Origin of the sequence: Azotobacter beijerinckii (assembly GCF_900110885.1) — a bacterium.
GTDB classification, from domain to species: domain Bacteria; phylum Pseudomonadota; class Gammaproteobacteria; order Pseudomonadales; family Pseudomonadaceae; genus Azotobacter; species Azotobacter beijerinckii.
Map to the genome: position 1 here is coordinate 86,362 of NZ_FOFJ01000006.1, position 13,396 is coordinate 99,757.

Sequence of the window (13,396 nt, forward strand, 5' to 3'; positions counted from 1 at the left end):
TTTCCTCAGGCATCCATCCACAGCGCCAGGTGTTCGACGACCGGGCCCAGGGCCAGGGCCGGCACGTAGTTGAGCAGGCCGAACAGCAGCACGGTGCCGATCAGCAGGGCCACGAACAGGGGGGTATGGGTGGGCAGGGTTCCGGCGGTCGCGGCGATCCGTTTCTTGGCGGCGAGGGCGCCGGCCATGGCCAGTACCGGGACGATCACCCCGAAGCGCCCGAGCCACATGACCGCCGCCAGCAGCAGGTTGTAGAACGGGGTGTTGGCGGACAGGCCGGCGAAGGCGCTGCCGTTGTTGTTGCCCGCCGAGGTGAGGGAGTAGAGGATCTCCGAGAAACCGTGGGCGCCGGGGTTGGCGATACCCGCCCGGCCGGCTTCCGTGCTCACCGCGAGGGCCGTGCCGAGAAGCACCAGCAGGGGGGTGACGAGGATGGCGAGGGCGCTCATCTTCATCTCGTGGGTTTCGATCTTCTTGCCCAGGTACTCGGGGGTGCGGCCGATCATCAGGCCGGCGATGAACACCGCCAGGACGGCGAACACCAGCATGCCGTAGAGGCCGCTGCCGACGCCGCCGAACACCACCTCGCCGAGTTGCATGTTGGCCAGCGGCACCAGGCCGCCCAGCGGCGTGAAGGAGTCGTGCATGGCGTTCACCGCACCGCAGGAGGCGGCGGTGGTGATAGTCGCGAAGAGCGCCGAGTCGGCGATGCCGAAGCGGGTTTCCTTGCCCTCCATGTTGCCGCCGGCCTGCCCGTCGCCGGCCGCCTGATCCACGCCGAGGGCGGCCAGGCGCGGGTTGCCCTGCTGCTCGAAGCTCATTGCCGCCCCGGCGGCGACCACGAACAGCAGGGTCATCGCCGTCAGGACGGCCCAGCCCTGGCGGGTGTCGCCGACCATGCGCCCGAAGGTGACGCAGAGCGCCGCGGGAATCAGGAAGATCGCCAGCATCTGCACGAAGTTGGTCAGAGGGGTGGGGTTCTCGAAGGGATGGGCCGCGTTGGCGTTGAAGAAGCCGCCGCCGTTGGTGCCCAGCATCTTGATCGCCTCCTGGGAGGCCACCGGCCCCATCGCCAGCAGCTGCGGCCCGGACTGGGCCGGATCGAGGGTGGCTGCCTCGCGGTAGGCGTCGAAATTCTGGATGACGCCCTGGCCGACCAGAAACACCGCCATCGCCAGGGAAAGGGGCAAGAGCAGGTAGAGCGTGGCGCGGGTCAGGTCCACCCAGGCGTTGCCGAGCGTCGCCGCGCTGTGGCGGGCGAAACCGCGGATCAGGGCGATCGCCACCGCGATGCCGGTCGCCGCCGAGAGGAAATTCTGCACAGTCAGGCCGAGCATCTGCACCAGGTAACCCAGGGTCGATTCCCCGGCGTAACCCTGCCAGTCGGTGTTGGTGACGAAGCTCACCGCCGTGTTGAACGCCGAGTCCGGCGCGACGGCAGCCATCTGCTGGGGGTTCAGGGGCAGCACGGCCTGCAGGCGCTGCAGCCCGTAGACGGCCAGTACGCCGAGAACGTTGAACAGCAGCAGCGCCAGGGCATAGCGCAGCCAGCCCATTTCCTCGTCGGGACGCACGCCGCACAGGCGGTAGAGACCGCTCTCCAGCGGCCGCGTCCAGCGCAGCCGGCCCTCCATGAGGTGCGCGATGTAGAGGCCCAGGGGTTTCGTCGTCGACAGCAGGACGGCCAGGAAGGCCCCGAGCAGCAGCCAGGCATGCAGGCTCATGAAAAGTCCTCCGGCTTGAGGAGGGCTGCCAGCAGATAGACCAGCAGGCCGGCGGCCGCGACGCCGCCCAGCACATAGGGCCAGCTCATCGGCGGCCTCCCAGGCGGTCGCAGCCGACCGCCAGTCCCACCGCCAGCGCGAAGAGCAGGCCGATGGCGCCCAGGTAGACGAGATCCATGAATCCTCCTTGCGGATTCGCTCAATCGGTACTGGTCATGCTAGGCAGGGCGCTATCAAAAGGTTCGAAAAAAGACGGGGCGGCGGATAAAGAACCTATAAAAAACCGGCGAAAGCTTCGGCCGACGGGATTCTTTACCCGACGCTTACCCAATCCTGACCCCACCCTTGCGTCCCGACTGGCACCATCGGCGGTTGTTCCGATCGTTGCGGGAGTCGTGCAAATGCCGAAATCCATCTTCTTGCGTCTTTCCCTGCCGTTGGTCTTCGGTGCCGCGCTGGCCGCCTGCGCCGGGCGTCCCGAACCGCCCGGGCCGCCCGGTGAAAGCCTCGAGCGTTACCAGGAGGGCGCCTATAGGCCGGCCGCGCGGCTGCCGGTGCGCGGCTGGGATGCCGAGTGGCAGGTCGCCGGGCAGGTGGTCGAGGTCAGCTGGATGGTGCCGGAGCAGGCCCAGGGCGCACCGCTGATCCTCTACCTGCCGGGGCTCGGCGAGGGCAGCCGGGCCGGTGCGCAATGGCGCCGGGCCTGGGCCGAGGCCGGCTACGCGGTGCTCTCGGTACAGCCGCAGCCCTACGGTCGGGCGGTCTATTCCACTCCCGAGGCGCAGGCGGGGGTGTTTCGTTCCCTGGCGCAGAAAAGCTTTGCCGAGCCGGCCCTGGCGGCGCGCATCGCGGTGCTCGACCAGGTGCTGGCGGAGCTGCGCAGCCGGGCGAAGGCCGGCGAGCCGAGCCTGGCCGGCGTCGACTGGCAGACGCTGGCGGTGGCCGGCTTCGACCTCGGCGCGCAGACCGCCGCCGCCCTGGCCGGCGAGCGCGCGGCCGGGGAAGCGGCGCCGGTCGGCTGGCAGCCGAAGGCGGCGATCCTGCTCAGTCCCTACGTGGCCGAGGAAAGCGGAGTCGGGCGTTTCGGACGCATTGGCACGCCGCTGCTGGCGGTCACCGGGCCGCGCGACGAAGACCCCTTCGGCTGGGTGGACCCGCCATCCCGCCGCCAGCGGCTCTGGCAGGGACTGCGGGTATCCGGCAGCTATCAGCTGGTTGCCGACGAAGCCACGCACCGCGTGCTGGGCGGCTCGTTCGAGGTCATGCCGGGGCCGGGCGGCGGACGCGAAGGCGGACGTCCGGCGGGTGGGCGAGCTGAGGGCGGCGGAGGACCCGGCGGAGGCGGCGGCGGGCACGGAGGCGGAGCCCCAGGCGGTGGCGGAGAGGGGGGCGGGCGCGGCGGTCGTCCCGGCGGCAAGGGCGGCGGTCCCGGCGGGGGCAGTCGGCTGGGCCACGGCCAAGGGGCGGAGGAGCGCGTCGATCCGCGTCAGATGACCAGCCTGCTGACGCTCAGCCTGGCCTTCCTCGACGCCCGGGTGCGCGACGCCGCGCCGGCCCGCCTGTGGCTGGAGCGCGATGCCGCCCAGTGGCTGGAAGCGACCGGCCGGCTCGAACGGAAGCCATAGGGCCTGCTGACACTACTACACGGCCGCGACGGAGCCCGTTTTTGCGCGAGGCTAGGCGCGAGACGCGAAGTTTGGTCGTTCCAAATGAGCCGTCGAGCAACGACACATCGCGCAAAAACAGGCCCGTCCCTTCGGGTTGCGCGGCAAATGGCGCCATGCGTCGTTGCGGGACTTGGCAAGGGAGCGCCATTCCCTGCGTCCCGCGCCTAGCCTGGCGCCATTTGGCGCAGCAACGCGGTTCGTGAAGTAGTGTCAACAGGCCCTATCCTGGCCGGCCAGCTCGCGCATCCGCTGCAGCACGGCGTTCAGGCCGTTGCTGCGCGACGGCGAGAGCTGGCGGGACAGGCCGAGGCGGGCGAACCAGTCGGGCAGGTCCACCGCCTGCAGCTCTTCCGCCGTCAGCCCCTCGACCCGCGCCAGCAGCACGGCCAGCAGACCGCGCAGCAGGCGCGCATCGCTGCCGGCGCGAAAATGCCAGCGGCCGTCCTGCCGTTCGCCGAGCAGCCAGACCTGGCTTTCGCAGCCGTGCACCCGATGGGCCTCGCAGCGTTCCTCGTCGCCCAGCGGCTCCAGGCGCTCGCCCCACTGCAGCAGCAGGCGCGCGCGCTGCTCCCAGCCGGGGCATTGGGCGAAGGCTTCCAGGGCCTCGCATGCGGCGGCGGGCAGGTTCATCGCAGCAGCGCCAGGGCGTGGTGGAGGGCGGCGAAGAAGCGCTCCAGATCGTCCCCTTCGCTGTACAGACCGAGCGACACGCGCAGCGCGCCGGTCCGGCCGAGGCAGCGCAGCAGCGGCATGGCGCAGTGCTGGCCGGCGCGCACGGCGATGCCCTGTTCGCCGAGCAGCTGCGCCAGGTCGGCGTTGTGCACGCCCTCCACGACGAAACTGGCCAGCGCGGTGTGCGGCTCGGCGAGCAGCTGCAGGCCGTCGAAGGCGCGCAGCCCGGCGAGCAGGCGCGCGTGCAGGGCTGCCTCGTGGGCGGCGACGGCTTCGCCGTCCAGTCCGTCGAGATAGTCGAGGGCGGCGCCGAGGGCGATGGCCGGACCGATCGCCGGGGTGCCGGCCTCGAAGCCCAGCGGTGCGGGGCGAAAGCGCGCGCTGTGGTAGTCGGCCTGCTGGACCATCTCGCCGCCGAACTGCCAGTGGCGCAGGCGCTCCAGCGCCAGCGGGCGGCCGTAGAGCACGCCGATGCCGTCCGGGCCGTAGAGCTTATGCGCGGAGAACACGTAGAAGTCGCAGGCCAGCGCCTGCAGGTCGTGGCGGCCGTGGACCACGCCCTGGGCGCCGTCGACCACGCTCAGCGCGCCTTGGGCGCGGGCCAGGGCGAGCAGCGCCTCGAGCGGCTGCCAGCGGCCGAGCACGTTGGACAGCTGGCTGACCGCGAGCAGTCGGGTGCGCGGGCCGATCAGTCGCTCGGCCTGCTCCAGGTCGATGTCGCCGGCGGCATCCAGCGGCAGCACCACCAGCTCCAGGCCGCGACGCTGCGCCAGCTGCTGCCAGGGCAGCAGGTTGGCGTGGTGCTCCAGGGCGCCGACGGCGATCTGGTCGCCCGCGGCGAACAGGTGTTCGAGGCCGTAGGCGAGCAGGTTGATCGATTCGGTGGCGCTGCGGGTGAAGACGATCTGTTCGGCGCTGTCGGCATTCAGCCAGGCGGCGACCTTCGCCCGTGCGCCCTCGAAGGCCAGGGTGGCGCGCTCGCCGGGGGCGTGCTGGGCGCGGTGCACGTTGGCCGCGCCGCCGGCGTAGTAGCCGAGCAGGGCGTCCAGCACCGCCTGCGGCTTCTGCGCAGTGGCGGCGCTGTCCAGGTAGGTCTGGCAGTCCCGGCCGAAGGCGGCGAAGGCCGGAAAGTCGGCGCGCCAGGGTGAAGGAAGGGACATGGTCGGCGCTGCTGTGATGATGAAGGAAATCGGCAAAATCGCCGGCGATCACTGATTGGAGCGATGCAATCCAGTGTAGGAGCGAGCCTGCTCGCGATCCAGGCCGTTCGGGCACATCGCCAGCAGGCTGGCTCCTACGTTCGGGCGCTGCGAATCAGTTGTGGGCGTGCAGCGCTTCGTTCAGCTCGATGGCCGACTTGTGGGTCTTGCACTCCACCGCGCCGGTCAGCGAGTTGCGGCGGAACAGCAGATCCGGCTGGCCGGCCAGCTCGCGGGCCTTGACCACCTTGACCAGCGCGTCCTTGCCGTCGAGCAGGTTGACCTTGGTGCCGGCGGTGACGTAGAGGCCGGACTCCACGGTGTTGCGGTCGCCCAGCGGGATGCCGATGCCGGCGTTGGCGCCGATCAGGCAGCCCTCGCCGACGGAGATGACGATGTTGCCGCCGCCCGACAGGGTGCCCATGGTCGAGCAGCCGCCGCCGAGGTCGGAGCCCTTGCCGACGAACACCCCGGCCGAGACGCGGCCCTCGATCATCCCCGGACCTTCGGTGCCGGCGTTGAAGTTGACGAAGCCCTCGTGCATCACCGTGGTGCCCTCGCCGATGTAGGCGCCCAGGCGGATCCGCGCGCTGTCGGCGATGCGCACCCCGGACGGCACCACGTAGTCGGTCATCTTCGGGAACTTGTCCACCGAGAAGACTTCCAGCAACTCGCCCTTCAGGCGCGCTTCCAGCTGGCGGGCCGGCAGTTCGGCGAGGTCGATGGCGCCCTGGCTGGTCCAGGCCACGTTGGGCAGCAGCGGGAAGATCCCGGCGAGGTTCTGCCCGTGCGGCTTGACCAGCCGGTGGGAGAGCAGGTGCAGCTTGAGGTAGGCCTCCGGGGTGGAGGTCGGCGCGGTGTCCTCGGCCAGCAGGGTGGCGACCAGCGGCTTCTGGGCCTCGGCCAGGCGGGTGAGTAGCGCGGACTGGACCGGGTCGATGCTCTTCAGCGCCTTGGCCAGCTCGGCGGCCCGGTCGGTGTCGATGGCGATCGCCTGGTTGCCGCCTTCGTAGCCGAGGATCGGCGCGGCCGCGGCGACCAGCTCGGCGGCCGGCGTGAGCAGCGGCAGGGCGTAGAAGACTTCCAGCCAGGCGCCCTGGCGGTTCTGGGTGCCGATGCCGAAGGCCAGGCTGAACAGGGTAGTGGACATGGGGGCGTTCCTTGTTGCTGATTCGTGAGGGCGCGGGCTTCAGGCCAGCGCGGCGGAGTAGAGGTCCGGCTTGAAGCCGACCAGGGTGCGCTCGCCGAGATCGAGCACCGGGCGTTTGATCATCGAGGGCGCGGCGAGCATCAGCTCGATGGCCTTGGCCTGATCAAGATCGGCCTTCTGTGTGTCATCCAGTTTGCGGAAGGTGGTCCCGGCACGATTGAGCACGACCTGCCAGCCGTGCTCGGCACACCATTTCTCCAGATGGGCGCGGTCGATGCCGGCGCTCTTGTAGTCGTGGAAGCGGTAGGTCACACCCTGCTCGTCGAGCCAGGCGCGGGCCTTCTTCATGGTGTCGCAGGCCTTGATGCCGTAGAGGACCGGGGTTCCGTCTGTCATCTGGAGATCGTGTCGTCGGGAAAGAGGGCGGGAATTATGCCACGTCGAGTCCGCGCCGGCCGCAGATTGAAAGTGAACGCGAAGAAGCCGGCCGGGGGAAAAGACCCGGCCCCTTCGCAAATCCCGTTCAGACGCTACACTTCGTCCCCCCCTTTCGGTTCGCGACCGCACTCCACCGTTTCCCTGAAGGACCCGCATGCCCAGCCTGAACCGCATCCTCCTGATCAATACCCACCTCCAGGGCGTGGTGGAACTGGTCGTCGACGACCACACCAACATCTGCGGCACCAACGCCTCCGGCAAGACCACCCTACAGCGGCTGGTGCCGGTGTTCTACGGCGAGTACCCGAGCCGCGTGGTGCCGGCCACCCGCGACAGCTTCGAGCGCTGGTACCTGCCCACCGAGCAGAGCTTCATCGTCTACGAATACCAGCGCATGGACGGCCAGCTGTGCCAGAGCATTCTCGCCGCCAGCAGCGACGGCCGCGGCGTCGACTACCGGGTGGCGCACAAGGGCTTCGAGCTGGACGACTACATCAGGAGCCGCCAAGGCGACAGCATCGTCTGCCGCAGCATGAGCGAGCTGGGCCGCCACTTCCGCCAGAGCGGGGTGGCGGTCAGCAACCAGCTGAACACCCGCCAGTACCGCGCCATCATCCAGAACGACCGCAGCCTGCTGGCCGCCGACAGCCAGCGCAGCGAGCTGCGCCAACTGGCCCGGCAGTTCTCCCTGTGCGCCGGCGAGCACAGCCTGCGCCACATCGAAAAGCTGGTGCGCGCCGTGCACTCGCGCGAAGGCAAGATGGAGACCGTCAAGTCGATGGTCGCAGCGATCCTCGAGGAGGACGGCGTGGCGCCGCCGACCACCGGCCTCAGCCCGCAGAAGGTCGAGGACTGGATCCGCGACAGCCAACTGATCCAGGGCTTCGCCGCGCTGCGCCCGGAGTTCGCCCGCCTGGAGCACGACTTCGAGGAGCTGCAGGGCTGCGAGACGCGCCTGTCCGGCCTGCTGCAGGCCTTCCAGACCGATCAGCCGCTGCTGTTCGCCCGCCAGGAGCAGTTGCGCCTGAGCCTCGAGCAGACCGGCTTCGAGCTCAAGCTGCTGGAGGACAACTGGAAGGACGAGCGCGACGCCCTGAGCCTCGAACTGTCCCAGGTGCAGGGGCGCATCGAGAGCGCGGAAACCCAGCTCGAGCACATCGAGGAGCAGTACCAGGGCTACCTGGAGGCCGACATCGACCAGGCCAAGGCCGATCTGGAGAAACTCGACGGCTGGCGGCTGGAGCTGGACAACCACAAGGAGCGCCTGCGCCTGCTCACTGAGCAGCACGCCGACGTGCAGAACGCCTACCTTGAGCGCAAGCAGATCATCCAGGAGCGCCAGCAGGAAGCCCTCGACCGCCTGCACGAGCAGGAAGGCCGGGTGCGCGACGAACTGGCCGAGCGCAACCAGCAGAAGCACGACGCCCTGGCCCAACTCGACCGCTCCTTCGCCAATCGCCGCCAGGAAGCGGAAAGCGCCAGCCGCGAGCGCCGCCATGCCCTCGAACTGGAGCGCAAGGGGCTGGAGCAGCTGATTGACAGCTTCGCCTACAGCGAGGAGGAGGCGCTCAGCCTGGAGATCTTCGATCGCCGCCTGGAGGAGGCGGATGAGCAGCGCGACGCCGCCGCCCAGCAGCTGGAGGATCTGTCCCGGCAGGAACGCCTGCTGCTGCGCCAGCGCGAGGAGGCTGCCCAGCAGCTCGCCCAGGCCAGCCGCCGGGTCGCCGAACGCCAGCGCGAGCTGGACGCCGTCGAGCGCCTGCTCTACCCCGGCCAGCACAGCCTGCTGGAATTCCTGCGCCGCGAGCAGCCGGGCTGGGAGCAAAGCCTCGGCAAGGTCATCGAGCCGAGCCTGCTGCAGCGCAGCGATCTCAAGCCGACGCTGAGCGAAGCGCCAGCCGACAGCCTGTATGGCGTGCAGCTCGACCTCGCCGCGCTGGCCACCCCGGAGCACGCCGCCGGCGAGGCCGAGCTGCGCCACCGCGTGCAGCTGGCCAGCGACAACCTGCAGGATGCCCGCAACCAGCAGGAGCAGGTGGAGAGCCAGTTGGGCGAGCACAGCGCCGTGCTGGAGGAGCTGAACACCCGCCTGGTGGTGGCGCGCACCGCCCTGCTGACCTGCAAGGACAACCGCCAGCGCCTCAAGGAAGAGCGCGTCGCGCTCAAGGAACGCCTCGACGCCGCGCTCGCCGAGCGCCGCCAGGCCGCGCGCAAGCAGCTCGCCGGCCTCGATGCCGCCCTCGCCCAGCTCAAGCTGGAGCACGCGAGCCTCTTGGAGGAGCTGGACAGCCAGCACCGCGAGGCGCGCCTGGACACCAGCGCGCACTGGCAGCAGGTGATCGGCGATCTGGAGCAGCGCCTGACCCAGCTGCGCGGCCAGGTGGAGGAACAGCGCGCCCAGGGCAAGGCCGAGCTGGCCGCCTGCGAGCAGTGGTACCGCAACGAGCTGAAGTCGCGCGGCGTCGACGAGGCGCAACTGATCCAGCTGAAGAGCGGCATCCGCGAGCGCGAGCAGCGCATCCGCGACACCGAGGCGCGCCGCGCCGAGGTGCACCGCTACGAGGAGTGGTACGCGGTCACCTGGCTCAAGCGCAAGCCGCAGCTGCAGGAGGATCTGGTGGAGCGCAAGCGCGAGGCCACCGACCTCAAGCTGCGTCTGGATACCGCGACCCAGACCTTCAGGACCACCCGCGAAGGCCTCGAGCAGCAGCGTCGTCAGGCCCTGCAGGCCCAGGGCCAGGTCGGCGACCAGCTGGACGGCCTCAAGACCCTGATCAAGCGCCTGGGCGAACTCAAGCTGCCGCGCGACGGCCAGACGCCCGCCGGCGAGCTGGACGAACGCCTGCGCCTCGGCCAGGAGCTGTTGCAGGGCCGCGAGAACCTGCTCGGTGCCATCCGCCAGCACGTCGAGCGCTTCGACAGCCTGATCGCCGGCAAGTCTGGCTCCAGCCTGACCGAGACCTGGGAACGCAGCCGCGAGGAGTGCACCCTGGCCAGCGAGCGCGGTGTGCCGAGCCTCGACTACCGCCGCCTGGTGCCGGCGCTGGCCCAACTGCTCAACGAGTTGGTGCCGCAGAGCATCACCGCGCTGCGCGAGCAGGGGCGCATCTTCGGCAAGGATCTGTTCGACTACTTCGCGGTGCTGGCCGACATCGACCGGCGCATCGCCAGCCAGAGCGCCCGCATCACCCGCGAGGTCGGCGAGGAGCTGTTCCTCGACGGCGTGTCCAACTCGGCGGTGACCATCCGCTCGCGGATCACCGAACTGGAGTTCTGGCCGGAGCTGCGCGCCTTCGTGGCCGCCTACCGGGAATGGGAGGACAGCGGCTTCGCCGAACTGCCCGGCGAGGACTACACCGGCAGCATGCGCCGCGCCCTCGAGGTGCTCGGCCGCTCGGCGCTGACCAGCGGCATCGCCGGCCTGCTGGAGATCGAGCTGCGCCTGCGCGAGGGCAACAGCGATCTGGTGATCCGCACCGACCGCCAGCTCAACGAGTCGTCCAGCCATGGCATGGCCTACCTGATCCTCTGCAAGTTCCTGCTGGCCTTCACCCGCCTGCTGCGTGGCCCGTCGCCGGCCACCATCCACTGGCCGATCGACGAGCTGGGCACCCTGCACCACAGCAACGTGAAGAAGATCTTCGACGCCTGCGCCAGCAACGCCATCCGCATCCTCGGCGCCTTCCCCAACCCGGATTCCGAGGTGCTGGCGCTGTTCAAGAACCGCTACATCGTCAACAAGCAGACCCGCCGGCTGCAGGTGGTCAAGCCCCGCCTGGACGTGATCGGTGAGCGTCTGAAAGCCCGCCTGAGCGAGGAGAGCGTCTGATGCTGTCGAACAAGGGCAAAGTCATCGAGCGCCTGCTGCAGGGCGCCTTCATCTGCCGCACCAGCGATGAGGAAGCCTGGCGCTTCCTGAAGAATCCGGCCAACCGCGAGCAGGTCGACGACTACCTGGCCACCCTCAACCGCAGCGTGGCCACGGTTGGCGGCGGCGCCGAGGCCGAGGTGTTCTACTGCGCCTATCGCCAGCTCGGCGAGAGCGAGCGGCGCGTGGTCGGCCAGCAGTTCCGCGACGTGTGCAACGGCCTCACCCCGCTGGTCGAGTGGCTGCTGCTGGTCCAGGAGGCTGGTGCCCAGGACGCGCCGCTCACCGAGGGCAGCCCGATCCGTCTCAACGAGCTGCTGAGCATCGTCGAGGACACCCCGGCGTTCCGCGAGCAGCTGGCGCGCATCAGCCGCTACCGACTGTTCGGCTCCACCAGCTCGAGCGTGGACGCGCAGATCAAGCAGGTGTTCAAGAAGCTCTGCGAACTCGGCTACCTGCTGCGACCCAACCCGGAGAAGCAGATCTACCTCGGCACCGGCAAGCTGGACTACCTCTATGAGGTGATACGCTTCATCGACGAGGCCGAGGGCCTGGCGCTCGAGGAACGCGCCGAGCTCGCCAGCCAGGGGAGCCTGCTGTGAGCGGCAACCTGCACCAGGCCGGAGTGCGCTTCCTGCGCCAGCTGGGCCGCCACGCCGAGCCGATCATGGACGCCTACCTGTCCGGCTCGGTGCCGGACCAGGCGCTGGAGCCGGCGGTCGAGGAGCGCCTGGTCAAGGACGGCATCCTCTACCGGCCCGAGCCCGGCGCCGACCTGCACCTGCGCCGGGCGGTGCGCGCGCTACTGGAGGAGGCCCTGCGCGACGACCGCAACCGGCAGATCGACGCCAACACCGGCTCCGCCCTGGCCACCGTCAAGACCCTCGCCGCCCATTACAAGGAGGCCCGCCACCAGGGCGACTACGCCGCGGCGGACGCCTACCTGGTGGACCTCAAGGAGCACGTCTACAGCTTCAGCGAGGGTCTCGGCCACAGCGTCCGCGTGCTGTGGAGCCGGATCAACAACGAGTTCGGCTACGTCGGCAGCCTCGCCGCCAAGATCCGCGAGAACGAGCTGGCCCAGTCCCAGGTCAGCGAGTTGCTCGCCGGCCTCGAGCTGATCGACTTCAGTGAGCTGGCGGAAACCGCTGGCGAGCTGCGCGAGCTGCGCCGCCTGCTGGTCACCGGCCTGCAGCGCAACGTCAGCAGCTGCTGCCAGGAGCTGGGCGTGGTGCAGGGCCGCCTGCTCGAGCTGCTCGGCCGCTTCCGCAAGATCCAGGGGCGCACCCGCCTGCTGCGCGGCTGGCTGCTGCATGTCGAGCAGCAGCCCGACTATCGTCCCGGCAGCCACGCCGCGCTGCCGCAGATGCCGCAGCTGCTCAACCTCGCCGAGCCGCTGATCTCCCCGGCGGCGGTGAACATCCACGACAGCAGCCAGGAGGCCGAACTGCTCGCCCTCGCCGCGCAGATCCGCGCCCAGCGCGAGGAGCGCGCGAGCGCCCCGCTGGCCGAGGCCGGCGAGCTGGTGCTCGATGCGGTGGAAAGCTTCGAGGTGCAGCCCAGCCCGATCCAGCTTGCCGTGCAGGAGTACCTCTGCGAGGTGATCGTGAGCGGCAAGCCGGTATCGGGGCTGACCTGGTGGCACGCGCGCGCGCTGCCCTGGGACCCGGAAACCTGGCTTTACCAGGTGATCGGCGGCTACGAGGCGCTGCCCGACGAGCAGCGCGCCTGCTTCCAGCTCGACCCCGACGGCGAGGCGCATCCGGTGTTCAGCGGCAACTTCATCGTGCGGGATATCTCACTGTGGCTAGCCTGACCCGCAGCCACCACAACGCCGTGCACCGGCTGCTGCGCGAGCGTCTGGACAGGGTGGAGCTCAACCGCACCTGGCAGCAGCTCCACGCCCACTTCGAGCTGGGCCGCCCCGCGGGCAGATGGCTGCACTTCGACGCCGAAACGCGCCGGCTGCTGCAGCGCATGGCGCGGGATGAATGGGGCTTCGACCCGCTGGAGGGCGTGCCGGACGGCAGTCGCCGCGAAGTCGCCGCCCGTGCCGTCGACGAGAAGATCGCCCGCCGCCGCCCCGACGACGACTTCGTGCTGGTCAAGGGCACCTTGCCGGCACCGCTCCCGCCCCTCGCCCCCGGCCTCAGCCTGCGCGTGGCGCTGGAACGCCTGGACACCGCCGCCATCGTCCGGGTGGTGCTGATCGAGAACCTCGACAGGTTCGACGACTGGGAGGACTATCCGGCGCCGCCCGAACTGGCCGGCAGCCTGATCGTCTACCGCGGTCATCGCGGCCTGGCCCGGGGTGCCCGCCAGTTGCTGGAGGGACTGCCGCCCTCCACGCGGGTAATTGTCTTTCCTGACTATGATCCGGCCGGCCTGGCCATCGCCGCCGCCTTGCCACGCGCCGCTGCCCTGCTGCTGCCAGAGCTGGATGAAGCGCTGCTGGCCACCGGCAACCGTGCCCACTTCACCCGCCAGTTCCGTCAGGCGCGTCAGTTGGAAGATGCCGATCTGGAGGACTGGCAGGACGAGTGGCAGACAATGAAACGTCATGCGGTCAGCATCAAGCAGCAGCACATGCTGGCGCTCGGCGCTGTCCTGCGGCAGGTGCCACGTCGCTGAATCGAAAAGGTTTCCACCTCGACCATCGCACGGTCTCGCCGCTTCGC

11 protein-coding genes are annotated in these 13,396 nt (G+C 69.7%); 5 read left to right on the top strand and 6 right to left on the bottom strand.

The genetic code is table 11. The features are described 5' to 3' along the window. Positions 1-5 precede the first annotated feature (5 nt). Positions 6-1,724, bottom strand: coding sequence for a potassium-transporting ATPase subunit KdpA (gene kdpA, locus BMY22_RS04890; RefSeq protein ID WP_090620018.1), 1,719 nt, complete (start codon positions 1,722-1,724; stop codon positions 6-8). Next, on the bottom strand, positions 1,721-1,813 hold the full coding sequence (gene kdpF / locus BMY22_RS04895; RefSeq protein ID WP_090620020.1) for a K(+)-transporting ATPase subunit F: 93 nt from the start codon (positions 1,811-1,813) through the stop codon (positions 1,721-1,723). The genes kdpA and kdpF overlap by 4 nt, the downstream gene beginning before the upstream one ends. 312 nt (positions 1,814-2,125) lie before the next feature. Between kdpF and BMY22_RS25195 the strand changes: the two genes are divergently transcribed. Continuing rightward, positions 2,126-3,349, top strand: a complete 1,224-nt coding sequence (locus BMY22_RS25195; RefSeq protein ID WP_090620021.1) for an alpha/beta hydrolase — start codon at positions 2,126-2,128, stop codon at positions 3,347-3,349. A 252-nt stretch (positions 3,350-3,601) separates the two neighbouring features. On the opposite strand, the gene BMY22_RS04905 is transcribed toward BMY22_RS25195, so the two are convergent. From BMY22_RS04905 to BMY22_RS04920, 4 genes are all read right to left on the bottom strand, one after another. Beyond that, complete coding sequence (locus BMY22_RS04905; protein ID WP_090620023.1) at positions 3,602-4,021, bottom strand: SufE family protein; 420 nt, start codon at positions 4,019-4,021, stop codon at positions 3,602-3,604. Then, positions 4,018-5,223, bottom strand: coding sequence for an aminotransferase class V-fold PLP-dependent enzyme (locus tag BMY22_RS04910; protein ID WP_090620025.1), 1,206 nt, complete (start codon positions 5,221-5,223; stop codon positions 4,018-4,020). Before BMY22_RS04910 ends, BMY22_RS04905 begins: the two co-directional genes overlap by 4 nt. A gap of 154 nt (positions 5,224-5,377) precedes the next feature. Beyond that, positions 5,378-6,412 (bottom strand): 2,3,4,5-tetrahydropyridine-2,6-dicarboxylate N-succinyltransferase, encoded by a 1,035-nt coding sequence (gene dapD, locus BMY22_RS04915; protein ID WP_090620026.1) that lies wholly within the window; start codon positions 6,410-6,412, stop codon positions 5,378-5,380. A gap of 39 nt (positions 6,413-6,451) precedes the next feature. Continuing rightward, positions 6,452-6,808 (bottom strand): ArsC family reductase, encoded by a 357-nt coding sequence (locus BMY22_RS04920; RefSeq protein ID WP_090620028.1) that lies wholly within the window; start codon positions 6,806-6,808, stop codon positions 6,452-6,454. 196 nt (positions 6,809-7,004) lie between these two features. Between BMY22_RS04920 and BMY22_RS04925 the strand changes: the two genes are divergently transcribed. Genes BMY22_RS04925 through BMY22_RS04940 form a run of 4 tightly spaced genes read left to right on the top strand, consistent with a single transcriptional unit; the run spans position 7,005 to position 13,349 of the window. After that, positions 7,005-10,679 (top strand): ATP-binding protein, encoded by a 3,675-nt coding sequence (locus tag BMY22_RS04925; RefSeq protein WP_090620030.1) that lies wholly within the window; start codon positions 7,005-7,007, stop codon positions 10,677-10,679. Next, positions 10,679-11,320: a hypothetical protein gene (locus BMY22_RS04930; RefSeq protein ID WP_090620031.1), complete on the top strand. Its 642-nt coding sequence runs from the start codon at positions 10,679-10,681 to the stop codon at positions 11,318-11,320. Before BMY22_RS04925 ends, BMY22_RS04930 begins: the two co-directional genes overlap by 1 nt. Then, complete coding sequence (locus BMY22_RS04935; protein WP_090620033.1) at positions 11,317-12,534, top strand: phosphoenolpyruvate carboxylase; 1,218 nt, start codon at positions 11,317-11,319, stop codon at positions 12,532-12,534. The genes BMY22_RS04930 and BMY22_RS04935 overlap by 4 nt, the downstream gene beginning before the upstream one ends. Beyond that, positions 12,522-13,349 carry a DUF7281 domain-containing protein gene (locus BMY22_RS04940; protein ID WP_090620034.1) on the top strand — a complete coding sequence of 276 codons (828 nt, stop codon included), beginning with the start codon at positions 12,522-12,524 and terminating at the stop codon, positions 13,347-13,349. The genes BMY22_RS04935 and BMY22_RS04940 overlap by 13 nt, the downstream gene beginning before the upstream one ends. The last annotated feature ends 47 nt before the right edge of the window (positions 13,350-13,396 follow it).

Bases quoted from the DNA above. Each gene is read 5' to 3' on its own strand.
- kdpA (WP_090620018.1), bottom strand. From the start codon at position 1,724: ATGAGCCTGCATGCCTGGCTGCTGCTCGGGGCCTTCCTGGCCGTCCTG.
- kdpF (WP_090620020.1), bottom strand. From the start codon at position 1,813: ATGAGCTGGCCCTATGTGCTGGGCGGCGTCGCGGCCGCCGGCCTGCTG.
- BMY22_RS25195 (WP_090620021.1), top strand. From the start codon at position 2,126: ATGCCGAAATCCATCTTCTTGCGTCTTTCCCTGCCGTTGGTCTTCGGT.
- BMY22_RS04905 (WP_090620023.1), bottom strand. From the start codon at position 4,021: ATGAACCTGCCCGCCGCCGCATGCGAGGCCCTGGAAGCCTTCGCCCAA.
- BMY22_RS04910 (WP_090620025.1), bottom strand. From the start codon at position 5,223: ATGTCCCTTCCTTCACCCTGGCGCGCCGACTTTCCGGCCTTCGCCGCC.
- dapD (WP_090620026.1), bottom strand. From the start codon at position 6,412: ATGTCCACTACCCTGTTCAGCCTGGCCTTCGGCATCGGCACCCAGAAC.
- BMY22_RS04920 (WP_090620028.1), bottom strand. From the start codon at position 6,808: ATGACAGACGGAACCCCGGTCCTCTACGGCATCAAGGCCTGCGACACC.
- BMY22_RS04925 (WP_090620030.1), top strand. From the start codon at position 7,005: ATGCCCAGCCTGAACCGCATCCTCCTGATCAATACCCACCTCCAGGGC.
- BMY22_RS04930 (WP_090620031.1), top strand. From the start codon at position 10,679: ATGCTGTCGAACAAGGGCAAAGTCATCGAGCGCCTGCTGCAGGGCGCC.